Here is a 25,739-nt window from a genome sequence, read left to right on the forward strand (position 1 = left end):
GGAAGGAACCGAAGGAGCGGACCATGGACGAGCCGACCCCGACCGGCAAGCACTGCCTGGTCACCGGCGCCACCGGCTACATCGGCGGCCGCCTGGTCCCCGAACTGCTCGCCGCCGGGCACCGCGTCCGCTGCCTGGCCCGCGACCCGGGCCGGCTGCGCGACCAGCCGTGGCGCGCCGAGGTGGAGGCGGTCGCGGGTGACGTCACCCGGCCGGAGGCGCTGGACGGCGCCTTCGACGGCGTCGACGTCGCCTACTACCTGGTCCACTCCCTCGGCACCGGGCCGGACTTCGAGTCCACCGACCGCCGCGCCGCCCGCGCCTTCGCCCGCGCGGCCGCCCGGGCCGGGGTCGGCCGGATCGTCTACCTCAGCGGGCTGGTGCCCGCCGGGGTGCCCGAGGCCGAGCTGTCCCCGCACCTGCGCTCGCGTGCCGAGGTCGGCCGGGTGCTGCGGGAGGCCGGGGTGCCCACCGCCGAACTGCGGGCCGCCGTCATCATCGGCTCCGGCTCCGCCTCCTTCGAGATGCTCCGCTACCTGACCGAACGCCTGCCCGCCATGGTCACCCCGCGCTGGGTCAACACCCGGATCCAGCCCGTCGCCGTCCGCGACGTGCTCCACTACCTGGTCGGCGCGGCCGGGCTGCCGCCCGAGGTCGACCGGGCCTTCGACATCGGCGGACCGGACGTGCTGACCTACCGGCTGATGATGCAGCGCTACGCCCGCGCGGCCGGCCTGCCGCCACGGCTGATCCTGCCGGTGCCGGTGCTCACCCCGGCGCTGTCCAGCCACTGGGTCGGCCTGGTCACCCCCGTGCCCGGGCCACTCGCCCGCCCGCTGGTGGAGTCGCTGCGGCACGAGGTCGTCTGCCACGAGCACGACGTCGCCCGCTGGATCCCCGACCCGCCGCAGGGCCTGACCGGTTTCGACCGCGCCCTCGAACTCGCCCTGCGCCGCATCCGCGAGGCCCGGGTCACCACCCGGTGGTCCTCCGCCTCGCTGCCCGGCGCCCCCAGCGACCCGCTGCCCACCGACCCCGACTGGGCCGGCGGCAGCCTCTACCAGGACCTGCGGGAACGGCGGGTGGACGCCGACCCGGCCGCCGTGTGGCGGGTCGTCGAGGGCGTCGGCGGCGACAACGGCTGGTACTCCCTCCCGTTCGCCTGGGCGCTGCGCGGCACCCTCGACCGGCTGGCCGGCGGGGTCGGCCTGCGGCGCGGGCGACGCGACCCGGAGCACCTGCGGGTCGGCGACGCCCTCGACTTCTGGCGGGTCGAGGAGATCGAACCCGGGCGTCTGCTGCGGCTGCGGGCCGAGATGCGGCTGCCCGGCCTGGCCTGGCTCGAACTGCGGGTCTCCCCGGACGGCGAAGGCGGCGCCCGCTACCGCCAGCGCGCCCTGTTCCACCCGCACGGACTGGCCGGCCACGCCTACTGGTGGTCGGTGGCGCCGTTCCACTCGGTGGTCTTCGACGCCATGGCGCGCAACATCACCGAACGGGCCCGGCATGCCGCCTGACCGGTCGCCCACCGTGGCGGGGCGGACCGCGGGAGCACCGCCAATCCGCGCGGTGACCCGCTCCGAAGGACCGGGAACGGTCCGGCACCCGCCGCACCCGCCGCACCCGCCGCACCCCACCCCCAGAACCCCGACCGCACCCGCTCCGAGGTCCCGCCGATGACCGTCTCGATCGCCCTGTTCACCCAGGACCTGCGCCTGCACGACAACCCCGTGCTGCACGCCGCCCGCGCCGCCGCCGACCAGGTGGTGCCGCTGTTCGTCCTCGACCCGGCCGTCGAGGCGGCCGGCTTCGCCGCCCCCAACCGGCTGGCCTTCCTGGCCGACTGCCTCGCCGACCTGGACGCCTCGCTGCGCCGCACCGGCTCCCGGCTGATCGTCCGCCGGGGGCCGACCGCCGAGCAGACGGCCGGGCTCGTCGCCGAGACCGGGGCCGGGACGGTGCACGTCGCCGCCGGGGTCAGCGGCTACGCCCGGCGGCGCGAGGCCGCGCTGCTCGCCCTGTTCGGCGACCGGCTGCACGTCCACGACGCCTCGGTGACCGTCGTGCCGCCCGGCCGGGTCGCCCCGGCGGGCCGCGACCACTACGCCGTCTTCACCCCGTACCACCGGGCCTGGCAGCAGACCCCGCACCGCACCGTGCTGGGCGCGCCCCGGGTGATCCGCACACCGGACGGCATCGGCAGCGAGAACCTCGCGGTCAGCGGCCCGTTCTCACCCTCGCTGCCGCGCGGCGGCGAGACCGCGGCCCGGGAGCGCTGGCGGCGCTGGGACGTCGACGCGTACGCCGACGTCCACGACGACCTGGCGGCCGACGACACCTCCCGGCTCTCCCCGTACCTGCACTTCGGCTGCCTGTCGGCCACCGAGCTGACCGCCCGCGCCCTCCAGCGCGGCGGCCCCGGGGCGGAGGCCTTCGTCCGGCAGCTGGCCTGGCGGGACTTCCACCACCAGGTGCTCGCCGCCCGGCCCGACGCCGCGCACCGCGACTACCGCACCCGGGAGGACCGCTGGCACCGGGACGAGCACGAGGCCCAGGCCTGGCGGGAGGGCCGCACCGGCTACCCGATCGTCGACGCCGGGATGCGCCAGCTCGCCGAGGAGGGCTGGATGCACAACCGGGCCCGGCTGCTGACGGCCAGCTTCCTCGCCAAGTCCCTCTACCTGGACTGGCGGATCGGCGCCGCCCACTTCCTCTCCCTGCTGGTCGACGGCGACGTCGCGAACAACCAGCTCAACTGGCAGTGGGTGGCCGGCACCGGCACCGACACCCGGCCCAACCGGGTGCTCAACCCGCTGCGCCAGGCCGACCGCTACGACCCCGACGGGGCCTACGTACGGCGCTGGGTACCGGAGTTGGCCCACCTGCCCGGGCCGGCCGTGCACCGCCCGTGGATGCTCGCCCCCGAGTACCCGGACCCGATCATCGCCCCCGACGCGCTGATGGTCCGGATGCGCGCGGCCCGGGAGCTGGACGCCCCGTAGCACCACCGCCGTTGGGCCACCGCCGTTCGTACCGCTCCCCGCTCCCCGCTCCCGGCTCCCCGCCCCGGTCGCTCAGCGTTGTGGACGGGCGCCGGCCGGGCTGACGAGGCGGTCGCCGACGAGCCGGGTGCCGGCCTGCTTGACCTGCCTCAGCACGGGGGAGACCTCCATGCCCTGGAGCCCGGCGAGGGACCCGATCCGCTCCGACGTGAACTCGAACAGTTCGTCGAGGTCCCGGCAGTGCGCGACGGCGTGGAGGTTCCAGGGCCCGGAGACGGCCGCGGCGAAGGCGATCCCTGGCTCCTGCGCCAGGGCGCGGCCCGCGGTCTTCAGCTCCGAGGGGTGCACCCGGAGCCAGAGGTGGGCGCGGGCGTGGTAGCCCAGGGCCGCCGCGGCGATCTCCACGTCGAGGTGGACGGCGCGGTGCCGGAGCAGGGTGTCCAGGCGCCGGGAGACGCGCCCCGGGGTGAGCCCGGCGGCCGCGGCGAGGTCGACCAGACCGGCCCGGCCGTCGGCGGCGAGCGCGGCGAGCAGCTTCTCGTCCTCCGGGGCGAGGTGCAGCGGATCGCGGGGGACGACCGGGGACTCGGTGAACGGGGGTCCGTCGCCGCCCAGTGCCGCCTCCTCCTGCGGGGACAGCGTGCCCTGGAGGGCGGACCAGTAGTGGCCGCGCCCGCCGAGGAACTGGCGGAGCATGGCGACGGCGTTGATGTCGAGCACCGCGGCCGTACGGGGCAGCCGCTGCCCGAGGAGGTCCTCGCGCTGTTCCCGGGTCCGGGACTGCGTCGCGCAGGTGATCTCGCAGCCCGCCGCGTCCAGCGACACCCAGTTGACGTCGTCCCGCCCGGCCAGCGCGTCGGCGATCGCCGGGGCGCTCCCGGGGCGGCAGCGCAGCCGCACCAGCCACCTGCTCTGCCCCAGGGCGCCCGGGTTGACCACGCCGGCCACCCGGATGACGCCGTCGGCGCACAGGCGGCGGTAGCGGCGGTTGACAGCGCCCTCGGTCAGGCCGAGGGCGGTCGCGATCGCGGCGAACGAGGCCCGCGGAGCGATCTGCAACGCCCGGATGATTCGCACGTCGTCGGGCTGGATCGGAGTGGATTCCGACATCGGGGACCTTGCCATGGGGGCGATCCTACGGACGGGGGCCGGTGGCTCGCCCGGGTGGCGGTGCGGGCGGAACACTCGGCGGTGCCCGAAGCGGGAAGCAGGGCTCGCAGCAGCGAGACCCCGAAGACCCGAAGACCCGAAGAGATGGGGATGACGCCGGATGTCATCGACAGGCAGCGCACCGCACCCACCGACCGCCCTGATCGTCGGGGCCTCTCGCGGCCTCGGCCACGCGATGGCGGCGGAGTTCCTCGACCGGGGCTGGTCGGTGGTCGGCACGGTGCGCGACCCCGCGGCCCGCACGCCGCTGCACGAGCTGGCGGACCGCGCCGGCGGGCGGGTGACCGTCGAGCAGCTCGACGTCAACGACCCCGGCCTGCTGCCCCCGCTGCACGAACGGCTGGCGCACCGACGGTTCGACGTGCTCTTCGTCAACGCGGGCACCACCAGCAACGAGCGGACACCGATCGGGGCGGTCACGACCGCCGATTTCGTCGACGTGATGGTCACCAACGCGCTCGGCCCCCTGCGCGTCATCGAAGCCTTCGAGGACCTGGTCGCCCCTGCGGGCCTGATCGGGGTGATGTCCTCCGGGCAGGGCAGCATCACGGACAACACGTCCGGCGGCCGCGAGGTCTACCGGGGCAGCAAGGCGGCCCTGAACATGTTCCTGCGGAGCTTCGCGGCCCGGCGCAGCGGCACCGGGCGGGCCTTCCTGCTCCTGGCGCCGGGCTGGATCCGCACGGACCTGGGCGGCCCGGACGCGCCGTTCACCGTCGAGGAGACCGTCCCCCTGCTGGTGGACGTCCTGCTGTCCCGGCTGGGCACGCCCGGACTGGCGTACCTGGACCGGTTCGGCCGGACCGTCCCCTGGTAGGTCCCGCCGGGCGCAGGCACGGGGTTGACGGGTGCCGGCGCGGGACAGGTCGGCGCGGGACAGGCCGGTGGGCCGCAGCGAGGCTGCGGCCCACACGGGTTGGAGCTGTGCGCGTCGTACGGTCGCTCAGGAGGCGTTGAGGGCCGCGTCGTCGATGACGAAGCTGGTCTGCAGGGAGGAGTCCTCGGTGCCGGTGAACTTGAGGGTCACGCTCTGGCCCGCGAAGCTCGACAGGTCGAAGGTCCGCTGCACGTAGCCGGTGCCGGCGTCGACGTTGGAGTAGGTGTGCAGGGTGGTGGAGTTGGCCTGGACGGTGAGCTTGTCGTAGGCCGTGGTGCCGGTCTCGGCGGTGTCGACGTGCAGCCAGAAGCTGAGCGTCGCCTTGCAGCCGGCCGGGATGGTGACGGTCTGGCTCAGGGTGTCGGTGTGGGTGCTGCCGTAGCCGTCGAGCCAGGCCTTCCAGGAGCCGGAGTGGCTCGGCTCGCTGCTGGAGTTGTCGATCACGCCGCTGGACGCGGTCCACGGAGAGGCGGTGCCGGTCTCGAAGCCGGGGTTGCCGAGCAGCTGGCCGCCGCCGGTGCAGGTGCCGCCGCCGGAGCCCGCGACGGTCCAGGTGAAGGAGGCGGAGCCGGTGGCGCCGGTGGTGTCCTTGGCGGTGACCGTGACGTTGTTGCTGCCCGCGGTGGTCGGGGTGCCGGAGATCAGGCCGGACGAGGAGTTGATCGACAGTCCGGCCGGCAGGCCGGTGGCCGAGTAGCTGAGGCTCTGGCCGGAGGCCGAGTCACTGGCGTGGATCTGCAGGCTGGCCGCGGTGCCGACGGTGCCGCTCTGGTTGCCGGGGCCGGTGACCGTGACGGTGTTGCCGCCGCTGCTGCCGCCGGCCGTGAAGGCGGCCAGGCCGTTGGGGGTGCCGAGGCCGGTCGGTCCGTCGTAGCCGGCGCCGGCGGTGCAGAGGTAGGTCGGCGAGCAGGTGCCGTTGGCGCCGCTGGTCACGTCGTTCAGCGAACCGGCGTGCTGGTAGGCGTACTTGGCCGGGACGTCGCCCGCGCCCGGGGCGCCCGCGTCGGCGTAGACGGCGGCGATGATCGGCGCGGAGGCGCTGGTGCCGCCGTACACGGCCCAGCCGCTGCCGCCGTAGGTCTGGTAGACGGCGACGCCGGTGGCCGGGTCGGCGACGGCGGAGACGTCCGCGATGGTGCGGTTGGCGCAGCCGCTGTCGGTCTGCCAGCTGGGCTTGGGGTCGTAGGCGGAGCAGCCGGAGCCGGCGCCCTCGCCGCCGGAGCTGGTGCCCCAGACGGACTCGCTCCAGCCGCGGGCGTTGGAGGCGCGGGTCAGCGAGGTGCCGCCGACGGAGGTGACGTACTGGGAGCCGGCCGGGTACTGGGCGCCGTAGCCGGAGTCGCCGGAGGAGGCGGTGATGGCCACGCCGGGGTGGTTGAAGTACTGGCTGTCCGAGGTGGTGTCGCTGGAGTCCTCGGCGCCGCCGTAGCTGTTGGAGACGAACTTCGCGCCCTGGGCGACGGCCTGGTTGACCGAGGCGCCGAGGTCGCCCATGGTCGCCGAGTTGGCCTCGACCAGCAGGATGTGGGCGTTCGGCGCGACCGCGGAGACCATGTCGAGGTCGAGGGAGATCTCGCCCGACCAGCCGGTGTCGGAGGTCGGGTAGCTGGTGCCGCCGTTCTGGTCGATCTTCTTGAAGCAGCCGTTGGCGGTGGTGCACGCAGGCAGCCCGTACTGCGTGCGGTAGGTCGCCAGGTCGGACTCGGCGTTGGGGTCGTCCTGCGCGTCGATGATGGCGACGGTCTGACCGGCGCCCCCGTTGGCGGGCAGGGCGTAGGCGCTCTGCAGGTCGCCGGGGCCGAGGCCGGACGGCGTCGCGTCCGGCGAGACCGCGTTCAGGGCGAAGGCGTGCGGCTGGACGACGTCGGTGCGCACCAGCGCGTCGCAGGCCATCCGGTGCGGGCCGCTCGGCTTGGCGCACACGTGCCGGACGCCGCTGCCGGCGGCACCGGCCTGGCCGGACCAGGTGGCCGAGGCGTCGGCCGGGGTGGCGAGCGCGAGGCCGGCGGCGACCACGGCGCCGACCGCGAAGGTCGCGGTGCCGGCCCGGAGCCGGCGGTGCCGCAGGGGGGAACGGAGGAAGTTGCGCAACGGAGCCCTCCCAGGTGGGGGGTGGGACCCCGGGGGCGCCGAGGAGGCCGTCGTCAGGCGGCCGGTCGGCGGGCAGGCCCGGGGTGTGAGGGGGAGACGCGCACGAGCAGACGGCTGCCCTGGAGGGTCGGCGGGGCACGGCACGTCGGCCCGTGGGGGACGGGGGCGCCGCCGGACGATCGATGATCGGGGCATGCCAAGGAGGTGGTGCCGAGCCTTCACGGCGTCAGCGGTAGGAAGGTAGCCAAGTCCGGTGGCGGCGAACAAGGCGGAAGTCCACCCCATGACCGAGGCTTGACCGGGCGGGATCCCGCCACTGGCGCCGCCTCGCCGCCGGCCGCGCTGAGCGGCGGTTCACCTCGCACACGGAACGGCCGAGGCCGGGCCGGGCCCCGCGTCGTACGGCCGGGCCGGCGCGGTGGGCGGCCGGGCGGCTTCGGTTCGTCAACACCCCACCGCACGAGGGCGGTTCAGCGGCGGTGGGGGAAGGAGCGCCGGGGTGTCAGGGCGCATCGGGTCAGGGTCGGGTCGGGGTCGGGTCGGGGTCGGGTCGCGTCAGGGCGCGTCGGGTCCGTCGCGCAGGATGGGGCGTACGGGGTTCGCCGGGCGGGACCCGGTTGGGCGCCGGGGCGATTCGGGTACCTCCCTTGGCATGTCGGACGAGAAGAACCGCGCCGTGGCCGAGGCGATCCTCCCGCTGGTCGGCGGCGCCGCCAACATCCGCTCGGTGGCCCACTGCATGACCCGGCTCCGGCTGGGCCTGGCGGACCGCTCCCTGGTCGACCGCGCGGCGCTCGCGGCGCTGCCGGCCGTCCTGGGCACGGTCGACGACGACACCTACCAGATCGTGCTCGGCCCGGCGGCCGTCGCCGGGGTCACCGCGCAGCTGCTGCGGCTGCTCGACGCCGGCGGTGGGGCCGAGACGGCGGACGGTCCGGTCCCCACTGCCTCGGCCCCCACCGCCTCGGCCCCCACCGCCTCGGCCCCCACCGCCGAGGACCTCGCCGGGCGCGGGGAGCGGATCCGGGCGCAGGCCCGGGTGCGCAACGCGACCCCGGTCAAGCGGGCGCTGCGCCGGATCGCGAACGTCTTCGTCCCGCTGATCCCCGCCTTGATCGGCTGCGGCATCGTCGCCGCGCTCGCCGGGGCGCTGGCCAACCTCGGCTGGGCCCCGGCCCTGGTCGCCGCGCTGACGGCCGTCTCCTCGGGGTTCATGTCCCTGCTCGCCGTCTTCGTCGGCTACAACACGGCGAAGGAGTTCGGCGGCACGCCCGTGCTCGGCGGGGCGGTGGCCGGGGTGATCGTCTACGCCGGGGTCGCCAAGGTGGAGGCCTTCGGCCAGCACCTCACCCCCGGCCAGGGCGGCGTGGTCGGGGCGCTGCTCGCCGCGCTGCTGGCCGTCCAGCTGGAGCGCTGGACACGGCGGATCGTGCCCGCCTCGCTGGACGTCCTGGTCACCCCCACCGTCACCGTCCTGTTCGGCGGGCTGGCCGCCCTGTACGGCCTGATGTACGTCGCCGGGGAGGTCTCCACCGGCATCGGGCACGCCGCCACCTGGCTGCTCGCCCACGGCGGACTGCTCGCCGGGATGGTGCTCGGCGGCCTCTTCCTGCCGCTGGTGATGCTCGGCCTGCACCAGGCGCTGATCCCGATCCACACCACCCTGATCCAGCAGCAGGGCTCCACCGTGCTGCTGCCGATCCTCGCCATGGCCGGCGCCGGGCAGGTCGGCTGCGCCGCAGCCGTCTACCTCCGGCTGCGCCACAACGCCTCGATCCGGGCGACGATCCGCTCCGCCCTCCCGGCCGGGCTGCTCGGCATCGGCGAACCCCTGGTCTACGGGGTCACCCTGCCGCTCGGCCGCCCGTTCGTCACGGCCTGCGTGGGCGGCGCCGCCGGTGGCGCCTTCGTCGGCGTGGCCGGCCAGCTCGGCAGCGCCGTCGGCGCCACCGCCGTCGGCCCGTCCGGCTGGGCCCTGTTCCCGCTGCTGGCCGGCCCGCACGGCCTGGCCGCGAGCGCGGCCGTCTACGGCGGCGGCCTGCTGACCGGCTACGTCGTCGGCTTCCTGGCCACCTACTTCTTCGGCTTCACCCGGGCGATGCTCGCCGAGTACGACGCGCCGGCCCCGTCGCCGGTGCTCCCCGCAGTCGAGCCGGTCGCCGGCACCGAGTAGCGCGCTCCCTTCGCGCTCCGCCCCTACGCACCCGCTCCTTCGCGGTCTGCCCCGTGACGCCTTGACGGGGTGACGGTTCGTTATGTCCGCGTGACCTCTCGGGCTGACCCGGCGGGTCTACCTTTGTCGACGCTCGGCCAACTCCACCCCCTCACAAGGGAGTAGCCATGCCCGAAGCACGTCGGCGCACCCTCGCCGTGACCACCGCCCTGCTGACCGTCCTCGGCGCCGCCGCACCGGCCGTCGCCGCCACCGCCCCCAGCCTCGTCCAGGCCCCGCTCGCCGCCCACCACGGCGGCGGCACGCTGCACAGCACCAGCGGCAACTGGTCCGGCTACGCCGCCACCGGCGGCCGGTTCACCAGCGTCAAGGCCAGCTGGGTCCAGCCCGCCGTCTCCTGCACCGGCACCGACACCTGGTCCAGCTTCTGGGTCGGCCTGGACGGCGACGGCAGCAACAGCGTCGAGCAGACCGGCACCGAGGCCGACTGCTCCGGCGGCTCGCCGGTGTACTCGTCCTGGTACGAGATGTACCCGGCGTACCCGGTCGACTTCAGCAACACCGTGCGGCCCGGCGACCACTTCACCGCGAGCGTCACCACCAACGGCAGCGGCTCCTTCACCCTCACCCTCGCCGACACCACGGCGGGCTGGAGCCGGACCGTCAACAAGTCCCTCAAGAGCGCCGCCCTGGCCTCCGCCGAGGTGATCGCCGAGGCCCCCTCCAGCTCCACCGGGGTGCTCCCGCTGTCGAACTTCCACTCGGTGGCGTTCAGCGGCGCGAGCGTCAACGGCCAGAGCCTGGGCGGGTTCAACCCGGACGCCATCACGATGGCCTCCGGCGGCGTCACCAAGGCCACCACCTCCGGGCTGAGCGGCGGCAGCGCCTTCTCGGTGAGCTGGAAGCACAGCTGACCCCGAGCGTGCGGAAGGCCGCCGCCCCCCTTCGGTGCCGGGGGCGGCGGCCTGAGCTGTTCGGCCGGTGGCTCAGCGCCCGGTCCCGGCCCGGGCCCTGGTCCAGGCGGACTCGCGGAGCAGCCGCAGGCCGTTGAGGCCGACCAGGACGGTCGAGCCCTCGTGGCCGAGGACGCCCAGCGGCAGCGGGAGGGTGGCGACCAGGTCCCAGACGGCCAGCACGGAGATGAACACCGAGGCGATCACCAGGTTCTGCACCACGAGCGACCGGGCCCGCCGGGAGAGCGCCACCACGGCCGGGACGGTGGCGAGTTCGTCGCGCACGATGACGGCGTCGGCGGTCTCCAGGGCGAGGTCGGAGCCGGCCCGGCCCATCGCGAGGCCGGTGTGGGCGGCGGCCAGCGCGGGCGCGTCGTTGACGCCGTCGCCGACCACCAGGACCTTCCGCCCTGCCTGCTCCTGCTCGCGGACGGCGGCGACCTTGTCCTGCGGCAGCAGGCCGGCCCGCACGTCGGTGATGCCGACCTCGGCGGCCAGTCGGGCGGCGGCGCGCGGGTTGTCCCCGGTGAGCAGCATCGGGGCGGTGCCGGTCAGGGCGGTGAGCGCGCGGACGGTGGCGGCGGCGTCGGGGCGCAGCCGGTCGGCGATGCCGAGCAGGCCGACCGGGACGCCGTCCCGTACGACCAGGACGGCGGTGCGGCCGCCGTCCTCCAACTCGGCCGCCAGGGCGGCGGCTTCGGCCCGGACCTCGTCCGCGGCGCCGCTCGGCATCCGGGCCGGGGCGCCGACCGCGACGGCGTGCCCGCCGACGGTGGCGGTGACGCCGATGCCGGGGGCGGAGGTGAAGTCCTCGGCCGCGGCGAGGGCCAGGCCGCGGGTGCGGGGGGCTCGACGACGGCGCGGGCGAGCGGGTGCTCGCTGGGGTGCTCGGCGGCCGCGGCCAGTGCGAGCAGCTCCTCCTCCGACAGGCCGGAGCCGGTCAGCGGGCGGAGGTCGGTGACCCGGGGGGTGCCCTCGGTGAGGGTGCCGGTCTTGTCCAGGGCGACGGCGTCGGCCTGGCCCAGGCGTTCCATCACGACCGCGGACTTCACCAGGACGCCGTGGCGACCGGCGTTGGCGATCGCGGAGAGCAGCGGCGGCATGGTGGCGAGGACCACGGCGCACGGCGAGGCGACGATCATGAAGGTCATCGCCCGCAGCAGCGAGCCGGTGAAGGCGGCGCCGAGGGCGAGCGGCACGGCGAAGACGGCCAGGGTGGCGACCACCATGCCGATCGAGTAGCGCTGCTCGACCTTCTCGATGAACAGCTGGGTCGGCGCCTTGGTCTCGGAGGCCTCCTCGACCAGCTGGACGATCCGGGCGATCACCGAGTCGGCGGCGTCCCGTTCGACCCGGATCCGCAGGGCGCCGGTGCCGTTGAGGGTGCCGGCGAACACCTCGTCACCACGCTGCTTGGGTACGGGCAGCGGCTCGCCGGTGATGGTGGCCTGGTCGACCTCGCCGGCGCCGTCCAGGACCCGGCCGTCGGCGCCGATCCGCTCGCCGGGGCGCACCAGGACGGTGTCGCCGACGGCGAGCCGTTCGGTCGGCACGCTCTCCTCGGCGCCGTCGGGCAGCAGCCGGGTGGCGGTGGGCGGGGCCAGGTCGAGCAGTCCGCGGACGGAGTCGGCGGTGCGGGCGGTGGCCAGGGCCTCCAGGGCGCCGGAGGTGGCGAAGATGACGATCAGCAGCGCGCCGTCCATGACCTGGCCGACGGCGGCGGCGCCGAGCGCGGCGACGATCATCAGCAGGTCGACGTCGAGGGTCTTCTCGCGCAGGGCCTGGAGCCCGGCCCAGGCGGGCTCCCAGCCGCCGGTGGCGTACGCGAGGGCGTAGAGCGGCGCCCAGGCCCAGGCGGGGGCGCCGGTGAGCTGGAGCGGGAGCGCGGTCAGGAAGAGCGCGGTCGCGGCGGCGGCCCAGCGGGCCTCGGGGAGGGCGAACACCCGGGTGCGGCGGCGCGGGGCGCTGTCGGGGCGCGGTGCGGCGGGCGTCGCGGGGCGCTCGATCAGGGTGGTGGGCATGCGGACGGGACCCTTCGGGGCAGGGCGGAACCGGTGGCTCGGGGCAGGGCGGAGCCGGTGACTCACTCACCATACATGAACATATGAACGCTTCTTCATGTATGAGTTGTACTATTGCCCGCATGGGTCATGGAGCAGCCCCCGCAACCGCCGTCCCGCACACCCGCCTGGACGAAGCCAGTGCCGCCCGGGTGGCCACCACCCTGCAGGCCCTGGCCACCCCCTCCCGGCTGCTGATCCTCTCCCGGCTGCGCGAAGGCCCCTGCGCCGCCACCGAACTCGCCGCCGAGGTCGGGCTGGAGCAGTCCGCCTGCTCCCACCAGCTCCGGCTGCTGCGCAACCTCGGCCTGGTCGTCGGACGGCGCGAGGGCCGCTCGGTGGTCTACGCGCTGTACGACAACCACGTCGCGGCCCTGCTTGACCAGGCCGTCTACCACATCGAGCACCTGCGGCTCGGGCTCAGCGACACCGAGCTCGACTGAGCCACGGGTCCGCTGGAGGGTCCGCTGGATGACTGGACGGCTGCCCGGTCGCAGTTCAGCGGTGGTGCCAGGCGGCGAGGAGGTCGGCCTCGGCGGTCGGGGTCAGGGCCTGCGGCAGCGGTTCGAACGGCTCGATGTCACGGGCGGTGTCCGCCACCGGGCGGAGCCGCAGGCCGGTGCCGAGCGCGGCGGCGGGGTCGGCGGTGTTGGTGGCCCGGCGCAGCGGGTCGGAGTGCCACAGCGGCAGCACGCGGTCCTGGACGCCGGACGTCCGGAGGAAGTCGTCGTCGGCCCAGGTGAGCGTGGTCCCGGCCGGGGCGACGGCGGAGGCGACGGCATCGAGCAGGTCGCCCATCGTGAACGGCGGGGGAGTCGCGGCGTGGTAGGCGCCGGTGGCGCTCTTCGTCAGCAGGTCGAGCATCCAGTCGGCGAGGTCGCGGGCGTCGACGACCTGGAGCGGGGCGTCGGGCCGGCCCGGGGCCAGCACCTCGCCGCCACGGGTGATCCGCTGCACCCAGTGGTCGAAGCGGTGGGTGTAGTCCTGGGGGCCGATCACGTACGTCGGCCGCACCAGCAGGGAGTCCGGGCCGAAGCGCTCGACGGCCGCGCGCTCGCACTGGACCTTGAGCATGCCGTAAGTGGCCGGGGTGATCTCCTCGGGCTCCGGGCCGTCGGCCGGGAGCAGCGGGGAGTCCTCGGTGAACCCGGGCGCGGCGGGGGTGTCGTAGACCGCCATGGAGGAGACCAGGAGGTAGTGACCGGCCGCGCCGGGGTCCAGGGCATCGGCCAACTGCCTTACCTGGCGCGGGTAGTAGGCGCTGACGTCGACGGTGGCGTCCCAGCTCCGGCCGCGCAGCGCGGTGAGGTCGGCGTCGCGGTCGGCGATCAGGTGGGTGGCCTCGGGGAGCAGGTGGGCGCCGGAGCGGCCGCGGTGCAGCACGGTGACGTCGTGCCCGGCGGCCAGCGCGGCCCGGGCGAAGTGGAGGCCGACGAACCGGGTACCGCCCATGATCAGTATGCGCATCGGACCATGGTTACAGCTCGGCCCGGTTCCGGCCACGGGATTGCCGGAACCGGGCCGATCGTCAGGACTCAGCTGCCGGCGCCCAGTTGGGCCAGCAGCGCCTGGTTGTCCTCGATGTGCCAGTCCTCGACGATCCGGTCGGTGCCGACGTGCTGGATGTCGATGGCGTTGAACTCGACGGCCTGGCCCCGCCCCCGGACGCCGTCGAAGGTGCCGGTGAAGTGGCCGCGGAAGACCAGCCGGGCGGTGATCCGGTCACCGGCGACCAGGACGTCGGAGAGCTCGCAGGTCAGGTCGGGGACGGCGGCGCGGAAGTTCTTCGAGGCGAACAGCGGTCCGGCCGGGCCCTGGGGGCGGCCGGGCGGGAGCGTGTTGTCCCGGAACTGCGGGTCGATCGCCGCGTCCAGGTAGCGCTGCTGGCCGGTGTTCCAGAAGGTGTACAACTGCTGGGCCAGGTGCACTTCCTGGGCCGCGCGCCGGGTGCCGATCGAGCGGTCCGCGGTGAGCGCCTTCGGCTGGACCAGGTCGGGCGAGCGGTCGATCAGGTTCTGCGGCCAGCTGGGGGCGGGGCGGTGGTGGCCCCGGTCGGGGGAGGGGGCCGGGGCGGCGGCCGCGGTGCCCGTCGCGAGGGCGGCGACGGTGGCGAGGACGGCGGCGGTACGGGTGGCGCTGCGGCTCGGGATCGGCCAGGGCATGGGGAGTTGCTCCTCGGGGCGGGGGTGGGTTGGGTCGAGGCGGGTCGGGTCGGGGCGGGGCGGGCTGGGCGGCGGCAGGCGGTCAGGCGAGCCGGCCGCCGCCGTCCACGTGCAGCACGGTGCCGGTGACGTACGGGTTGTCGATCGCGTACAGCACGGCCTTGACGAGGTCCTCCGGGGTGCCGACCCGGCGGGCCGGGTTGCGGGCGGCGACGCCGCGCAGGAAGGCGTCCTTGTCGGCGCCCAGGCCGTCCCAGGAGCCGGTGTCGACGATGCCGGGGGAGACCGCGTTGACCCGGACCGGGGCGATCTCCACCGCCAGGGCCTGCACCAGGAAGGCCAGCGCGCCGTTGGTGGTGGCCATCACCGTGCGGGCGGGAGCCGGGCGCCAGGCAGCGACCCCGGAGAAGAAGGTGAACGAGCCGCGCTCGGAGGCCTGGCCGGCCAGGTGCTTGGCGAGCAGCAGCGGGCCGATCACCTTGGCGGCGAACGCCCGCTGGACGTCGGCGAGTTCGAGGTCCCGCAGCGGGCCGTTGGCGGGCATCGCGGCGGTCGAGACCAGGTGGTCGAAGATGCCGACCCGCTCGGCGAACCGGGCGATCGACTGCTCCTCGACGAGGTCGACGGGCAGGACCTCGGACGGTCCGGCGAGTTCGCCGGCCGTCCACTCCAGCTTGCGCGGGTCGGGGCCGGCCAGGACGACCGTGGCGCCGGCCGCCGAGGCGGCGGTGGCCACGGCGCGGCCGGTGCGCGAACCCGCGCCCACCACGATCAGGCGCTGCCCCAGCAGCGAGGTGCCCTGCGGCGGAGTGGCGGCGGACAGCGGCGGGGTGCCGATGGACATGGGGGTGCTCCTTCGGGGGCGTCGGGGATCCGGCCGTCCGCTGTGTCTCGGGCGGCGGCCGCACGTCGACTCTCTCCCGGAGCGCTGCCATGAGTCCAAGGCTTGTTCTCTACCACTGCCATAAAATCCGCTCATGGCAACGCCGACGCTCCGACAGCTCGAATACCTGGTCACCGTGGTCGACACCGGCTCGTTCACCCGCGCCGCCGAGCAGCTGCACGTCACCCAACCCGCGCTCTCCCACCAGGTCCGGGCCCTGGAGGGCGCGCTCGGCGGCCCGCTGCTCGAACGGCTGCCGCGCGCGGTCCGGCTCACCCCGACCGGCCGGGCCGTCCTGCCGCACGCCCGGGCGGCACTGGCCGAGGCCGAGCGCCTGCAAGCGGTGGCCCGGCGCACGAGCGGGCTGGAGGAGGGGGAGCTGGAGGTCGCCGCCGTCTACTCGATCAGCCTCGGCATCCTGCCGCCCGTCCTGAGGGCCTGGCACCGGCGGCACCCCGGCGTACGGATCCGGCTGCGCGAGTACTCCCACGCCGAGCGGCTCCAGGAGGCGATGGCCGCAGGGCGGGCCGACCTCGCCATCGGCCCGGTGCCGGACGGCTGGGAGGGGCCGATCCGGGAGCTCGGCGTCGAGGAGTTCACGGTCGTACTGGCCTCCGACGACCCGCTCGCGGCCCGCCCCACCCGCTCGATCGCCCTCGGCGAGCTCGCCGACCGGGCCTGGGTCCACTACGCCCCCGACAACGGCCTCGCCGAGCTGCTCGACCAGGCCTGCGCCCGCGCGGGCTTCCACCCCCGGGCGGCCGTCCGCGCCGAACAGACCTCCGCCGCACCACTGCTGGCCGCGGCCGGCCTCGGCCCGGCGCTGGTGCCCGCCGACATCGTGCCGCCGCACTTCGACGGCCTGCTGCTGCGGCCCGACCCGCCGGTCCGCCGCGCCCTCGCCGCCTACACCCGCACCCGCCCCGACCCGCTCACCGTGGCCTTCACCGAGCTGCTGGCCCAGCGGGCCCGGATCAACCCGGGGACGGGCTGACGCACCCGCGCGGCGGCCCGGTCCGGCCGCCGCGCGGGTGGTGACGCCTCAGTCGTCCGACGTGCTCCCGGCGTCCGCCGGAGTGTCGGTGGTCGGGTCCTCGGTGGCGGCTGCTTCGGCGGGGGTGGTTTCGGTGGGGGCCGCCGCATCGCGGTCGGCGCTGCCTCCGGTCATGTCGGGCACCGGCTTGCCTCCTGTCACGTCGGGCACGGGCTTGCCTCCAGTCCAGTCGGGCATCGTCCTGCCTCCTGTGGTCCGGGCCGGAACGACCCCCTCTCACAGTGCGGCAAGGACGTCCTGGTGTACACCGTCGAGGACGAACCCGTTGTCCAGCCGGACCCGGACCGTCACCCGCCGCCCCCGCTCCCGGTGCTCGGCCCACTCCGGCTCCAGCGCGGCGAGCTGCGCCACCAGCCGCTCCCGGCTGGCCTCGGGCACGGTGTGCCCGTAGTCGTCGAACAGCGCCTTGAGCCGCTGGTACTCGCGCACCCCTTCGCTCTCCGGGAGTTCGTCGTCCACCCGCTCGACGGTGCCCTCCGCCCCGGCGCCCAGCGACAGGAAGCCGACGGCGGCAGCGGGCTCGCCGGCGACGGCCTCACCGAGCCCGAGGTCTTCCGTCAACCTGACGCGTCGTCCTGCCTCCAGGGTCATCCGTGCGCTGCCTCTCGATCGATCGCCGCCCACCGGCCCGGTCGGCCGGCGGCCCGGCCATTATCCGTGCCGGGTCGGATCAGCCGTAGATCCGCGCGTACAGCTCCCGGATCTGCTCGGCGGTGGGGACGACGGGGTTGTTGGCGGGCGAGCCGGAGGCCAGGGCCTGCTCGGCCATGACGGGGGTCAGCCTGGTCCAGTCGTCCCGGTCGATGCCGTGGCTGCGGGGCGTGGGCACCGCCAGGTCGAGGCAGAGCGCGCGGAGCGCGTCGACGAGCCGGTCGGCGGCCAGGTCGTCCGGGTCCGCGGCGGTCGCGGCGCCCAGGGCGCGGGCACAGTCGGCGTAGCGGGCGCGGGCGCCGTGTACCGAGAAGGCCGTCACGGCGGGGAACAGCATCGCGTTCGACAGCCCGTGGGCGACCTGGAAGTGGGCGCCGATCGGGCGGCTCATGCCGTGGACGAGGGCGACGCTGGAGTTGGAGAAGGCCAGCCCGGCCTGGGTCGCGGCCAGCATCATCGCCTCGCGGGCCACGGTGTCGGTGCCGTCCGCGTAGGCGCGGCGCAGGTGGCGGCCGATGGTGCCGATCGCGGTGAGGGCCAGGCCGTCGGTGAACGGGTTGGCCCTGCGGCTCACGTACGCCTCGACGGCGTGGGTGAGGGCGTCGATGCCGGTGTCGGCGGTCAGCCGGGGCGGCATCGACAGGGTGAGGTCCGGGTCGATCACGGCGGCCAGCGGCTGGAACGCCGGGCCCAGGCAGAGCATCTTCTCGTCCGTGTCGCTGTCGGTGATGACGGTGACCTGGGTCGCCTCCGAGCCGCTGCCGGCGGTGGTGGGGACGGCGATCACCGGCAGCGCCGGGCCGGGGGTGACCCGGGGCGCCTTGTAGTCGCGCATCCGGCCGCCCTGGACGGCGAGCAGGGCGAGGGCCTTGGCGCTGTCCATCGGGCTGCCGCCGCCGAAGCCGACGACCGAGTCCGCGCCGTGCTCCTCCAGGGCCTTGAGGCCCGCGGTCAGGGAGTCGGTGGTCGGATCGGGCACGGTGTCGGCGAACAGCCGGGGGCTCAGTCCGGCGCCGGTGAGCGTGGCGGTGAGGCGTTCCGCCGCGCCGGTGCCGACCAGGTACGCGTCGGTGACCAGCAGCGGGCGGCTCAGCCCCAGGCCCGCCAGCACCTCGCCCAACTCCTCGACGGCGCCCCGGCCGACGCGCATGATCCGGGGCAGGGACAGGCTGGCGACCATCGGGGACCTCTCGACGCTGGGGAGGGCGGGGCGGGCGGGCCCGGCCGGGTTCGACTGTGCCGTCGGCGGGGCCGTGCGTTCAATCGCCAATCGCGCAGACCGGCTGTGCACAAATGCAGATAGCGTGGTGCGGTGAACTCCCGTTCCCACCCGGCCGCTACGGATCCCGCGGACACCCGCGGACGCGACCCGCGCAGGCTCCGCGCCGACGACCTCCGCTACCTGCTCGCCGTCGCCCGCACCGGGCGGCTGGTGGCCGCGGCCGACGCGCTCGGGGTGGACCACACCACGGTGTCGCGCCGCATCACCGCGCTGGAACGGAGCCTCGGCGTCCGGCTGATGGAACGCGGCACCGAGGGCTGGGCACTGACCGACGCGGGGAAGGCCGTCTCGGAGGGCGCCCGCGCGATCGAGGACGCCCTCGACCAGGTCGTCGACGCGGTCTCCGGCCAGGACGCGCCGTCGCTGCGCGGCACCGTACGGGTGAGCGCCCCGGACGGCTTCGGTACCGTATTCGCCACCCCCGCGCTGGCCCGGGTGCGCCGGCGCCACCCCGGTCTGCAGGCCGAACTCATTACGGCAACCCGCCAGTTGACCCTGCACCCGGCCGGCTTCGACCTCGCGCTCGCGATCGGCCGGCCGCCGCGCAGCCGACTGGTGACCGAGCACCTCACCGACTACGCGCTGGGCCTGTACGCCGCCGACGAGTACCTCGCCCGGCACGGGAGCCCCCGCACGCCCGCCGAACTCCGGGACCACGCGCTGGTGTTCTACATCGAGTCGATGCTCCAGGTCGGCGACCTCGACATCGAGCGCCACCTGCCCGGCGTCACCCCGGCGTTCTCCTCCACCAACGTCTTCGCCCAGGTGGAGGCGACCCGGCTGGGGGCCGGGATCGGCGTGCTGCCGGCCTTCCTGGCCGAACGGGCCGGACTGCGGCGGCTGCTGGCCGAGGAGGTCGACATCCGGCTGCCGATCGTCCTGGCCGTGCGCCGGGAGGCCGTCACCCGCCCCGCCGTGCGCGCGGTGCGCGACGCCCTGCACCGCGAGGTCGCGGAGCGCGCCGACGAGCTGCTCCCGGCGACCTGAGCGGGGCCGCTGCGCGTCACCCGCGACGGACGGGGAGGACGGACCTCCGGACGGCGGACCGGCCATCGACGCCGTCCGGAGGTGACTCGGGGGGAGGGGAGAGGGGCGAGGGGCGGCGGGAGCGGTCAGGCGGCGGAGAGCCGGCCCGGCCGCTGCGGGACCGCCACGGCGGGGCCGGGCGTGGGCGGGTGCGGCAGGTGCCGGTACGGCGCGGAGGGGCCGGGCGCGGACGGGGCGGGTGCGGGGGCGGCGAGCTGGGGGTCGACGGTGAGCGTCGTGACGCCCAGCGGCTCGGTGAGGGCGCGCAGGGCCGGCTCGGCGAGCGCGATCCACGGCTGGGCGGGCCCCAGTACGGCGGTGAGCCGCTGCGGGGTGGTGAAGGCGACGGCCGTACGGTCGCCGAGAGCGGTACGGAAGATCCGGGCGGTGTGGCCCAGCGGACCCGACCGGACGGGTACCAGGAGCGGTCCGGCCGGGTCGCGCGGGGAGGGCTCGGGGTCCTCGGAGCTCAGGTGCTGCTGCATGGCGTGCCTCACGGGTGCGGCGGAAGGGAGGTGCGCCCCGCGATCGCCGGGCGCGGTGACGACGTTATGCCCGTGGGGCCCGGGGGAGCGTCGGCCCCTGACGCGTCCCTGATCCCGGCGGTCGCTTCCCTGATGGCACGTTGACGGCGCCGCGTTCCCATCGGCGCCGCGTTCCCATCGGCGCCGCGCCTTCGTCGGCGCCGCGCCTTCGTCGGCGCTACGCCTTCGTCGGTGCGATGGCGAAGGCCGCCAGGACGGCCGCCGTGACCTGGGCGGAGACCGCCTCGGGGGAGCCGGCGTCGAGCTTGCCGTCCAGGTGCAGGAAGGCCAGGCCGTGGACCAGCGCCCACACCGCCGTGGACAGCGCCTCCGGGTCGGCGCCGGGGAACACGCCGTGGACGATGCCGTGGACGTACTGGCGGACGGCGGCGGTCGCGGCCGCCCGTTCCTCGTTGGCCGGGTCGCAGGGCTCGGCGAACATCGCCCGGAACAGCGCCGGGCGGTCGAGGGCGAAGCGCACGTAGGCGACGGCGACGGCGGCGAGTTCGTCGGGCGTCGCGGGCGCGGGGTGCGCCGCGGTGAGGGCGGCGGCGAGTTCGAGGTAGCCCTCGGAGGCGACGGCGGAGACCAGGGCCTCGCGGTCGGCGAAGTGGCGGTAGGGGGCGGTCGCCGAGACGCCGGCCCGCCGGGCCACCGCCCGCAGGGACAGGCCCGAGCCGCCGTCCTCCTCCAGCAGCTCCCGCGCGGCGCGCAGGCAGGCGGCGCGCAGGTCGCCGTGGTGGTACGAGCCGGTCGTCGGCTGTGGCATGGGTCACCCTCCCAGATGTATGCACCGCTCACATTTCTCGCCTAATGTGAGCGATGTACACATCCTAGGCGATGTCCGTCGCGAGCGATGCGACGGCTTCGATGGAGAGGAGACCCGAATGGCCAGCCAGCTGTTCTCGCCCCTGCACCTGCGCTCGGGGGCCGTCCTGCGCAACCGGATCGCCAAGGCGGCGATGGAGGAGAACATGGCCGGCGACGGCCAGCTGCCCGGCCGGCGGATGCTGGAGCTCTACCGGCGCTGGGCCGCCGGCGGCACCGGCCTGCTGATCACCGGCAACGTCATGGTCCACGCCGAGGCGCTGACCGGCCCGGGCGGCGTCGTCCTCGACGAGGCCGCGCCGCTGGAGCGGTTCACCGCCTGGGCCGAGGCCGCCAAGTCCGGCGGCGGGGCGGTCTGGATGCAGATCAACCACCCCGGCCGCCAGGTCGCCGCCGACATGCCCGGCGTGGTGTGGGGCCCGTCCGCGGTGGGCGTCGACCTGGGGCGGCACAGCAGCCGCTTCGGCCGCCCCACCGCGATGACCCCCGAGCAGATCGGCGCGACCGTCGACCGGTTCGCGACCACGGCCGTGCGCGCCGCCGAGGCCGGGTTCGACGGCGTGGAGATCCACGCCGCGCACGGCTACCTGCTGTCGCAGTTCCTGTCGCCCCTGGTCAACCGGCGCACCGACGCCTGGGGCGGGTCGCTGGAGAACCGGGCCCGGATGCTGCTGGACGTCGTCCGCGCCGTGCGGGCCGCCGTCCCGCCGGCCTTCGCGGTCGCGGTCAAGCTCAACTCCGCCGACTTCCAGCGCGGCGGCTTCGACGCCGACGACGCCCGGCAGGTGATCGCGATGCTCGCACCGCTCGGCGTCGACCTGGTCGAACTCTCCGGCGGCAGCTACGAGAGCCCCGCCATGACCGGCCGCCCCACCGACGACCGCACCCGCGCCCGCGAGGCCTACTTCCTGGACCTCGCGGAGGAGTTGGCCACCACCAGCCCGCTCCCGCTGATGCTCACCGGCGGCATCACCCGGCGCGACACCGCCGAACGGGTCCTGGCCGGCGGCGTGGAGGTCGTCGGCATCGGCACCGCCCTCGCCGTCACCCCCGACCTGCCCGAGCGCTGGGCCGCCGGACGCGAGGCCGACCGCGGGATCCGCCCGGTCGCCTGGTCCGACAAGGCCCTGGCCTCGGCCGCCTCCATGGCCCAGGTCCGCCACCAGCTCCGCCGCCTCGCCCGCGGCCGCGCCCCCAGGCCCGGCACCCACCCGGCCGTCGCCCTCCTCGCCGAACAGCTCCAGCAGCGCCAGGCCCTGCGCCGTTACCGCACCTGGCTGCCCACGGCCCGCGCCGGGCGGTCCTGACCCGAGCCGTGCGGGGTCGGCCGCCGGTGGTGGTGAGGGGTCAGCCGCAGGCGCAGCCTGCGGCGGCGGGCGCCGGTTCGGTGCAGCAGGCGGCGGTGGTGGTGGGGGCGCCGTCGCTACTGCTGCCGAGGGTGTCGGCGTCGGCCTTGACGACGTAGACCTCCCAGGGTTCCCGGCCGGGTCCGTGGACCCAGACCTTGTCCTGGAGGGCGTAGCAGCAGGAGGTGTCGTTCTCCTCGAAGGTGGCCAGCCCGGCGTCCTTGAGGCGGGCGGTGGCGGCGGTGACCTGCTCGGTGGTCCCGACCTCGACGCCGAGGTGGTCGAGGTGGGTGGGGGCGTCGGCCTCGCCCTGGAGGAGGACGAGCTTGAGCGGCGGGTCGGTGACGGCGAAGTTCGCGTAGCCGGGGCGGCGCTTGGCGGGTTCGACGCCGAACAGGCGGGAGTAGAAGTCGACGGAGCCGTCGAGGTCGGCGACGCGGAGGGCGAGTTGTACGCGGGACATGGTGGTTCTCCCCGGTCCGTGGTGTTGATTCGACAGGTGTCGATATGGGCGAGGTTGGCACCTGTATAGATGGCTGTCAACATAGACGTATGTCGAATCTGCAACTGCCGGTGCTCGATCAGGACGACGCGGCCGTGTGCTGCTCGCCGCTGGTCCGAGAGCCCCTGGGTGAGGCGGCCGCCGTCGACCTGGCGAAGGCGTTCAAGGCGCTCTCCGACCCGGTGCGGCTGCGGCTGCTGTCGCTGATCGCCTCGCACGAGGGCGGCGAGGCCTGCGTCTGCGACCTGACCGGGCCGTTCGACGTGTCGCAGCCGACGATCTCGCATCACCTCAAGGTGCTGCGCGAGGCCGGGCTGGTCGGGTCCGAGCGCCGGGGGACGTGGGTCTACTACTGGGTGCTGCCCGCCGCGCTGGCCAAGCTGTCCGCGCTGCTCCGGGCCCCCGCCGGGGAGTCCGGATGACCGGGACGGCGCCGCTGGGCCGGCGGGCGGCCGTGGAGTTCGTCGGGACCGGCGCGCTGGTCGCCGTCGTGGTCGGCTCCGGCATCCAGGCCACCAGGCTCTCCCCGGACGTCGGCGTCCAGCTGCTGGCCAACTCGCTGGCGACCGTGTTCGGCCTCGGTGTGCTGATCCTGCTGCTCGGCCCGGTCTCCGGTGCCCACTTCAACCCCGTCGTGACGCTGGCCGCCTGGTGGACCGGGCGCCGTGCCGGGGGTGGGCCCGGGCTGCGGGAGGTGGCGGCCTACGTCGCGGCGCAGGTCGCCGGGGCGGTCGGCGGGGCGGTGCTCGCGGACGCGATGTTCGGCGAGCCGCTGGTGCGCTGGTCGACGCATGCCCGCTGGGCCCCGCAGCTGTGGCTGGGCGAGGTCGTCGCGACCGCCGGCCTGATCCTGCTGGTCTTCGGCCTGGCCCGCGTCGGCCGCGCGCACTTCGCCCCGGTGGCCGTCGCCTCCTTCATCGGCGCCGCCTACTGGTTCACGTCCTCGACCAGCTTCGCCAACCCGGCGGTGACGATCGGCCGCGGGTTCACCGATACCTTCGCCGGCATCGCCCCTGCCTCCGTGCTGCCGTTCATCGCCGCCCAGCTCGTCGGCCTGGCCGTCGGCCTCGGGCTGGTCGCCGTCCTGTTCGGCCGCCCGACCCCGGCCGCCGAGGACGTCGTCGTCCCGCACGGCGACCACCAACCGGCCGCGGCCGCCCGCTGACCCCACCGCCCCGCCCCGTACACCCGAAGGACCCCTCGTGAGCACTCCCGCCGTCCCGTCCGTCCCGTCCGTGCTGTTCGTCTGCGTGCACAACGCCGGCCGGTCTCAGATGGCCGCCGCCTTCCTCACCCGCCTCGGCGGTGACCGGGTCGAGGTCCGCTCGGCCGGCTCCGCCCCGGCCGGGGCGGTGAACCCGGCGGTGGTCGAGGCCTTGGCCGAGGTCGGCATCGACATCTCCGCCGAGGTGCCGAAGGTCCTGACCGTCGAGGCGGTCCGGGCCTCCGACGTGGTGATCACCATGGGCTGCGGCGACGCCTGCCCGTTCTTCCCCGGGAAGCGGTACCTGGACTGGACGTTGGAGGACCCGGCCGGCCAGGGCGTCGAGGCCGTGCGCCCGATCCGCGACCGGATCGAGGAGTTGGTCCGCGGCCTGCTCGCCGAGCTGGGCGTCCGGCCCGAGGCCTGACCGGCCCGCCTCCCCGTGCGCAGGTCGGCCGTTCCGCCGGACGTGTCCGGAGCACGGCAACCGGGCAGGGGGCTGGTGGCGTCCCCGAAGGGGCGGGGGTGGAGCGGGAGTTGGGAGGGGACGATGGGACGGCAGGAGTTGGGGCCGGAGCTGGCCGCGCTGGTGCGGGCGGCGTTCGCGGAGTCGGGGTGGGAGGTCACCCTGCACGGGGACGTCGCCCGGGACGCCCACGGGCGTGACTACGGGCTCGGCGGGCTGCTCGAACTGGTGGGGCGGCGGGCGGACGTCCCGTTGCCGGAGCTGGTCCGGGCCCACGTCCGGGAGCTGGTCGCCGCCGTGCGGGGACCGGGGGCGGCTGGTGGTCCGCCGGAGGAGGTGACCGCCCGGCTCTATCCGCTGCTGTTGGACGCGGCTTCGCTGTCCGAGTCCGCGCGGCACCCGCACGCGCTCGAAGTCGCCCCGGGGGTACTGGAGTTCCTCGCCCTGGAGTCGCCCGTCGGCTGGCAGGTGCTGACCTCGGAGGCCGTCATCGAGCTGGGCGTGGTGCCGCGGTTGCGGGAGGCCGCGCGGGCGCGGCTGGCCCGGCTGCCCGTCGAGCGGCACGAGGTGCTGCCGACCGGGCAGGGCGGCGCCCTCCACGTCGTCACCGGGAACTCGGCGCTGACGGGGAGCCGGGTCCTCGCCCTGGACGCCGTCCACCGCGAGGTCACGGGCCGGGAACTGCCGCCGGACGGTGCGGTGGTGGCCTTCCCCACGCCGTTCCGGCTGCTGTTCGCGCCGTTCGACCTCCAGGTGCCGGGCGTGCTGGAGGTGCTGATCGAGACGGCCGCCCGGGAGTACGACGCGTCGGGCGCGCCGCTGTCCGTGCACACCTACTGGTGGCGCGACGGGAGGCTGACCCCGCTCACCGGGGTGGCCGAGGGCGGACTGCTGGAGCTGGTGCGCGCGGACGAGGTGATCGCCGCCGTCACCCGGCTGGCCGGTGCGGAGGGGGACCTGCCCGCGTCGCGCCCGCACCACTACCGCTTCGCGCACCGGCTGCTGCCCTCGCTGACGCACCTGGGGTCGGTGCCGGGGGAGCGGATCGACGCCGAACTGCTGCGGCTGTGGGAGGAGTTCGGCGCGAGCCTGCCCGCGGAGCAGCGGGTGGCGCCGGAGGGCCTCCAGGGCGGGTTCGTCCAGGTCGGGCAGCATCGGATGCTCCTGGTCGGGCTCCCGAGGCCGCGGGCGGCCACCGAGGCCTTCGCGGTGGTGCTGGCGTGGCCGGGCGACGGCTCGGCGCAGCGGTTCTTCACCCTGGAGTACGGGATCGACCCGATCACGGGCGAGCGCGGGGCGGTGCTGGGCGAGTGGGAGGGGGAGGGCCGCCACCGGCTGCACCGGACCGGGATGACTCCTCAGGCCCGGCCGTTCCTGCACGCCGTCACGACGCTCCTCGACCCGCCTCCGCCGCCGGCGAAGCGGCGCGGACTGTTCCGCCGCCGCTGAGCGAGGGTGCTGAAAGCCGGGTGGCCCGGCCGGGAG

The 25,739-nt window shown here is 75.3% G+C and carries 24 protein-coding genes and 1 pseudogene; 13 read left to right on the top strand and 12 right to left on the bottom strand.

Going from position 1 to position 25,739, the window contains the following annotated elements; all coding sequences use genetic code 11:
* The first annotated feature begins 23 nt into the window (after positions 1 to 23).
* Both ACFXOZ_RS07125 and ACFXOZ_RS07130 read left to right on the top strand, forming a co-directional pair.
* Complete coding sequence (locus ACFXOZ_RS07125; RefSeq protein WP_380523370.1) at positions 24 to 1,517, top strand: SDR family oxidoreductase; 1,494 nt, start codon at positions 24 to 26, stop codon at positions 1,515 to 1,517.
* A gap of 159 nt (positions 1,518 to 1,676) precedes the next feature.
* Complete coding sequence (locus tag ACFXOZ_RS07130) at positions 1,677 to 3,002, top strand: cryptochrome/photolyase family protein (protein WP_380588155.1); 1,326 nt, start codon at positions 1,677 to 1,679, stop codon at positions 3,000 to 3,002.
* A gap of 72 nt (positions 3,003 to 3,074) precedes the next feature.
* Here ACFXOZ_RS07130 and ACFXOZ_RS07135 read toward each other — a convergent pair whose 3' ends face one another.
* Positions 3,075 to 4,127, bottom strand: coding sequence for an Lrp/AsnC family transcriptional regulator (locus tag ACFXOZ_RS07135; protein WP_380588158.1), 1,053 nt, complete (start codon positions 4,125 to 4,127; stop codon positions 3,075 to 3,077).
* A gap of 145 nt (positions 4,128 to 4,272) precedes the next feature.
* Here ACFXOZ_RS07135 and ACFXOZ_RS07140 point away from each other — a divergent pair, with 145 nt between their 5' ends.
* A complete protein-coding gene (locus ACFXOZ_RS07140; RefSeq protein WP_380588161.1) occupies positions 4,273 to 4,989 on the top strand; it encodes an SDR family NAD(P)-dependent oxidoreductase in 717 nt (238 codons plus the stop codon).
* A 126-nt stretch (positions 4,990 to 5,115) separates the two neighbouring features.
* On the opposite strand, the gene ACFXOZ_RS07145 is transcribed toward ACFXOZ_RS07140, so the two are convergent.
* Positions 5,116 to 7,065 (bottom strand): putative Ig domain-containing protein, encoded by a 1,950-nt coding sequence (locus ACFXOZ_RS07145; protein WP_380588202.1) that lies wholly within the window; start codon positions 7,063 to 7,065, stop codon positions 5,116 to 5,118.
* A gap of 727 nt (positions 7,066 to 7,792) precedes the next feature.
* On the opposite strand from ACFXOZ_RS07145, the gene ACFXOZ_RS07150 reads away from it, so the two are divergent.
* Positions 7,793 to 9,313, top strand: a complete 1,521-nt coding sequence (locus ACFXOZ_RS07150) for a PTS transporter subunit EIIC (protein ID WP_380588164.1) — start codon at positions 7,793 to 7,795, stop codon at positions 9,311 to 9,313.
* A gap of 167 nt (positions 9,314 to 9,480) precedes the next feature.
* A complete protein-coding gene (locus ACFXOZ_RS07155; RefSeq protein WP_380588166.1) occupies positions 9,481 to 10,227 on the top strand; it encodes a G1 family glutamic endopeptidase in 747 nt (248 codons plus the stop codon).
* Between the two features lie 72 nt (positions 10,228 to 10,299).
* Here ACFXOZ_RS07155 and ACFXOZ_RS07160 read toward each other — a convergent pair.
* Positions 10,300 to 12,287 (bottom strand): annotated as a pseudogene (locus ACFXOZ_RS07160) (heavy metal translocating P-type ATPase).
* 122 nt (positions 12,288 to 12,409) lie between these two features.
* Between ACFXOZ_RS07160 and ACFXOZ_RS07165 the strand changes: the two are divergent.
* Positions 12,410 to 12,769: an ArsR/SmtB family transcription factor gene (locus ACFXOZ_RS07165; RefSeq protein ID WP_380408408.1), complete on the top strand. Its 360-nt coding sequence runs from the start codon at positions 12,410 to 12,412 to the stop codon at positions 12,767 to 12,769.
* Positions 12,770 to 12,824: 55 nt separating this feature from the next.
* On the opposite strand, the gene ACFXOZ_RS07170 is transcribed toward ACFXOZ_RS07165, so the two are convergent.
* From ACFXOZ_RS07170 to ACFXOZ_RS07180, 3 genes are all read right to left on the bottom strand, one after another.
* On the bottom strand, positions 12,825 to 13,793 hold the full coding sequence (locus ACFXOZ_RS07170) for an NAD-dependent epimerase/dehydratase family protein (RefSeq protein WP_380588168.1): 969 nt from the start codon (positions 13,791 to 13,793) through the stop codon (positions 12,825 to 12,827).
* A 68-nt stretch (positions 13,794 to 13,861) separates the two neighbouring features.
* Positions 13,862 to 14,488 (bottom strand): ester cyclase, encoded by a 627-nt coding sequence (locus ACFXOZ_RS07175; protein ID WP_380588170.1) that lies wholly within the window; start codon positions 14,486 to 14,488, stop codon positions 13,862 to 13,864.
* A gap of 82 nt (positions 14,489 to 14,570) precedes the next feature.
* Positions 14,571 to 15,332, bottom strand: a complete 762-nt coding sequence (locus ACFXOZ_RS07180; protein ID WP_380588172.1) for an SDR family oxidoreductase — start codon at positions 15,330 to 15,332, stop codon at positions 14,571 to 14,573.
* Positions 15,333 to 15,465: 133 nt separating this feature from the next.
* On the opposite strand from ACFXOZ_RS07180, the gene ACFXOZ_RS07185 reads away from it, so the two are divergent.
* Positions 15,466 to 16,365, top strand: coding sequence for a LysR substrate-binding domain-containing protein (locus ACFXOZ_RS07185; RefSeq protein WP_380523358.1), 900 nt, complete (start codon positions 15,466 to 15,468; stop codon positions 16,363 to 16,365).
* A gap of 48 nt (positions 16,366 to 16,413) precedes the next feature.
* Here the strand turns inward: ACFXOZ_RS07185 and ACFXOZ_RS07190 are convergent, their stop codons facing one another.
* The 3 genes from ACFXOZ_RS07190 to ACFXOZ_RS07200 all read right to left on the bottom strand — a co-directional run bounded on the left by ACFXOZ_RS07190 (position 16,414) and on the right by ACFXOZ_RS07200 (position 18,256).
* Positions 16,414 to 16,602 (bottom strand): hypothetical protein, encoded by a 189-nt coding sequence (locus ACFXOZ_RS07190; protein ID WP_380588175.1) that lies wholly within the window; start codon positions 16,600 to 16,602, stop codon positions 16,414 to 16,416.
* A 39-nt stretch (positions 16,603 to 16,641) separates the two neighbouring features.
* Positions 16,642 to 16,986: a hypothetical protein gene (locus ACFXOZ_RS07195; protein WP_380588178.1), complete on the bottom strand. Its 345-nt coding sequence runs from the start codon at positions 16,984 to 16,986 to the stop codon at positions 16,642 to 16,644.
* A gap of 109 nt (positions 16,987 to 17,095) precedes the next feature.
* Positions 17,096 to 18,256, bottom strand: a complete 1,161-nt coding sequence (locus ACFXOZ_RS07200; RefSeq protein WP_380588181.1) for an iron-containing alcohol dehydrogenase — start codon at positions 18,254 to 18,256, stop codon at positions 17,096 to 17,098.
* Between the two features lie 132 nt (positions 18,257 to 18,388).
* On the opposite strand from ACFXOZ_RS07200, the gene ACFXOZ_RS07205 reads away from it, so the two are divergent.
* Complete coding sequence (locus ACFXOZ_RS07205; RefSeq protein WP_380588184.1) at positions 18,389 to 19,345, top strand: LysR family transcriptional regulator; 957 nt, start codon at positions 18,389 to 18,391, stop codon at positions 19,343 to 19,345.
* A gap of 125 nt (positions 19,346 to 19,470) precedes the next feature.
* On the opposite strand, the gene ACFXOZ_RS07210 is transcribed toward ACFXOZ_RS07205, so the two are convergent.
* Together ACFXOZ_RS07210 and ACFXOZ_RS07215 are read right to left on the bottom strand one after the other, a co-directional pair.
* Positions 19,471 to 19,869 (bottom strand): SAV_915 family protein, encoded by a 399-nt coding sequence (locus ACFXOZ_RS07210; protein ID WP_380523352.1) that lies wholly within the window; start codon positions 19,867 to 19,869, stop codon positions 19,471 to 19,473.
* A gap of 217 nt (positions 19,870 to 20,086) precedes the next feature.
* A complete protein-coding gene (locus ACFXOZ_RS07215) occupies positions 20,087 to 20,677 on the bottom strand; it encodes a TetR/AcrR family transcriptional regulator (protein WP_380588187.1) in 591 nt (196 codons plus the stop codon).
* Between the two features lie 118 nt (positions 20,678 to 20,795).
* Between ACFXOZ_RS07215 and ACFXOZ_RS07220 the strand changes: the two genes are divergently transcribed.
* Complete coding sequence (locus ACFXOZ_RS07220) at positions 20,796 to 22,043, top strand: NADH:flavin oxidoreductase/NADH oxidase family protein (protein ID WP_380588190.1); 1,248 nt, start codon at positions 20,796 to 20,798, stop codon at positions 22,041 to 22,043.
* A gap of 40 nt (positions 22,044 to 22,083) precedes the next feature.
* Here the strand turns inward: ACFXOZ_RS07220 and ACFXOZ_RS07225 are convergent, their stop codons facing one another.
* Positions 22,084 to 22,545 carry an ArsI/CadI family heavy metal resistance metalloenzyme gene (locus ACFXOZ_RS07225; RefSeq protein WP_380523349.1) on the bottom strand — a complete coding sequence of 154 codons (462 nt, stop codon included), beginning with the start codon at positions 22,543 to 22,545 and terminating at the stop codon, positions 22,084 to 22,086.
* A gap of 89 nt (positions 22,546 to 22,634) precedes the next feature.
* Here ACFXOZ_RS07225 and ACFXOZ_RS07230 point away from each other — a divergent pair, with 89 nt between their 5' ends.
* The 4 genes from ACFXOZ_RS07230 to ACFXOZ_RS07245 all read left to right on the top strand — a co-directional run bounded on the left by ACFXOZ_RS07230 (position 22,635) and on the right by ACFXOZ_RS07245 (position 25,703).
* Entirely contained in the window at positions 22,635 to 23,006 is a 372-nt protein-coding gene (locus ACFXOZ_RS07230) for an ArsR/SmtB family transcription factor (protein WP_380523348.1), read from the top strand.
* Positions 23,003 to 23,749, top strand: coding sequence for an aquaporin (locus ACFXOZ_RS07235; RefSeq protein WP_380523347.1), 747 nt, complete (start codon positions 23,003 to 23,005; stop codon positions 23,747 to 23,749). The genes ACFXOZ_RS07230 and ACFXOZ_RS07235 overlap by 4 nt, the downstream gene beginning before the upstream one ends.
* A gap of 37 nt (positions 23,750 to 23,786) precedes the next feature.
* Positions 23,787 to 24,215: an arsenate reductase ArsC gene (locus ACFXOZ_RS07240; protein WP_380523346.1), complete on the top strand. Its 429-nt coding sequence runs from the start codon at positions 23,787 to 23,789 to the stop codon at positions 24,213 to 24,215.
* Positions 24,216 to 24,338: 123 nt separating this feature from the next.
* Positions 24,339 to 25,703 carry a hypothetical protein gene (locus ACFXOZ_RS07245; RefSeq protein ID WP_380588193.1) on the top strand — a complete coding sequence of 455 codons (1,365 nt, stop codon included), beginning with the start codon at positions 24,339 to 24,341 and terminating at the stop codon, positions 25,701 to 25,703.
* The last annotated feature ends 36 nt before the right edge of the window (positions 25,704 to 25,739 follow it).

This window comes from Kitasatospora sp. NPDC059160 (assembly GCF_042755465.1).
Classification (GTDB): Bacteria; Actinomycetota; Actinomycetes; order Streptomycetales; family Streptomycetaceae; genus Kitasatospora.

What these genes read in the sequence shown, in the direction of transcription:
- ACFXOZ_RS07200 (WP_380588181.1), bottom strand. Translation starts at nt 18,256, where the DNA reads ATGGTCGCCAGCCTGTCCCTGCCCCGGATCATGCGCGTCGGCCGGGGC.
- ACFXOZ_RS07235 (WP_380523347.1), top strand. Translation starts at nt 23,003, where the DNA reads ATGACCGGGACGGCGCCGCTGGGCCGGCGGGCGGCCGTGGAGTTCGTC.
- ACFXOZ_RS07140 (WP_380588161.1), top strand. Translation starts at nt 4,273, where the DNA reads ATGTCATCGACAGGCAGCGCACCGCACCCACCGACCGCCCTGATCGTC.
- ACFXOZ_RS07225 (WP_380523349.1), bottom strand. Translation starts at nt 22,545, where the DNA reads ATGTCCCGCGTACAACTCGCCCTCCGCGTCGCCGACCTCGACGGCTCC.
- ACFXOZ_RS07165 (WP_380408408.1), top strand. Translation starts at nt 12,410, where the DNA reads ATGGGTCATGGAGCAGCCCCCGCAACCGCCGTCCCGCACACCCGCCTG.
- ACFXOZ_RS07230 (WP_380523348.1), top strand. Translation starts at nt 22,635, where the DNA reads ATGTCGAATCTGCAACTGCCGGTGCTCGATCAGGACGACGCGGCCGTG.
- ACFXOZ_RS07175 (WP_380588170.1), bottom strand. Translation starts at nt 14,488, where the DNA reads ATGCCCTGGCCGATCCCGAGCCGCAGCGCCACCCGTACCGCCGCCGTC.
- ACFXOZ_RS07125 (WP_380523370.1), top strand. Translation starts at nt 24, where the DNA reads ATGGACGAGCCGACCCCGACCGGCAAGCACTGCCTGGTCACCGGCGCC.
- ACFXOZ_RS07185 (WP_380523358.1), top strand. Translation starts at nt 15,466, where the DNA reads ATGGCAACGCCGACGCTCCGACAGCTCGAATACCTGGTCACCGTGGTC.
- ACFXOZ_RS07130 (WP_380588155.1), top strand. Translation starts at nt 1,677, where the DNA reads ATGACCGTCTCGATCGCCCTGTTCACCCAGGACCTGCGCCTGCACGAC.
- ACFXOZ_RS07135 (WP_380588158.1), bottom strand. Translation starts at nt 4,127, where the DNA reads ATGGCAAGGTCCCCGATGTCGGAATCCACTCCGATCCAGCCCGACGAC.
- ACFXOZ_RS07245 (WP_380588193.1), top strand. Translation starts at nt 24,339, where the DNA reads ATGGGACGGCAGGAGTTGGGGCCGGAGCTGGCCGCGCTGGTGCGGGCG.
- ACFXOZ_RS07180 (WP_380588172.1), bottom strand. Translation starts at nt 15,332, where the DNA reads ATGTCCATCGGCACCCCGCCGCTGTCCGCCGCCACTCCGCCGCAGGGC.
- ACFXOZ_RS07210 (WP_380523352.1), bottom strand. Translation starts at nt 19,869, where the DNA reads ATGCAGCAGCACCTGAGCTCCGAGGACCCCGAGCCCTCCCCGCGCGAC.
- ACFXOZ_RS07220 (WP_380588190.1), top strand. Translation starts at nt 20,796, where the DNA reads ATGGCCAGCCAGCTGTTCTCGCCCCTGCACCTGCGCTCGGGGGCCGTC.
- ACFXOZ_RS07215 (WP_380588187.1), bottom strand. Translation starts at nt 20,677, where the DNA reads ATGCCACAGCCGACGACCGGCTCGTACCACCACGGCGACCTGCGCGCC.
- ACFXOZ_RS07190 (WP_380588175.1), bottom strand. Translation starts at nt 16,602, where the DNA reads ATGCCCGACTGGACTGGAGGCAAGCCCGTGCCCGACGTGACAGGAGGC.
- ACFXOZ_RS07150 (WP_380588164.1), top strand. Translation starts at nt 7,793, where the DNA reads ATGTCGGACGAGAAGAACCGCGCCGTGGCCGAGGCGATCCTCCCGCTG.
- ACFXOZ_RS07170 (WP_380588168.1), bottom strand. Translation starts at nt 13,793, where the DNA reads ATGCGCATACTGATCATGGGCGGTACCCGGTTCGTCGGCCTCCACTTC.
- ACFXOZ_RS07155 (WP_380588166.1), top strand. Translation starts at nt 9,481, where the DNA reads ATGCCCGAAGCACGTCGGCGCACCCTCGCCGTGACCACCGCCCTGCTG.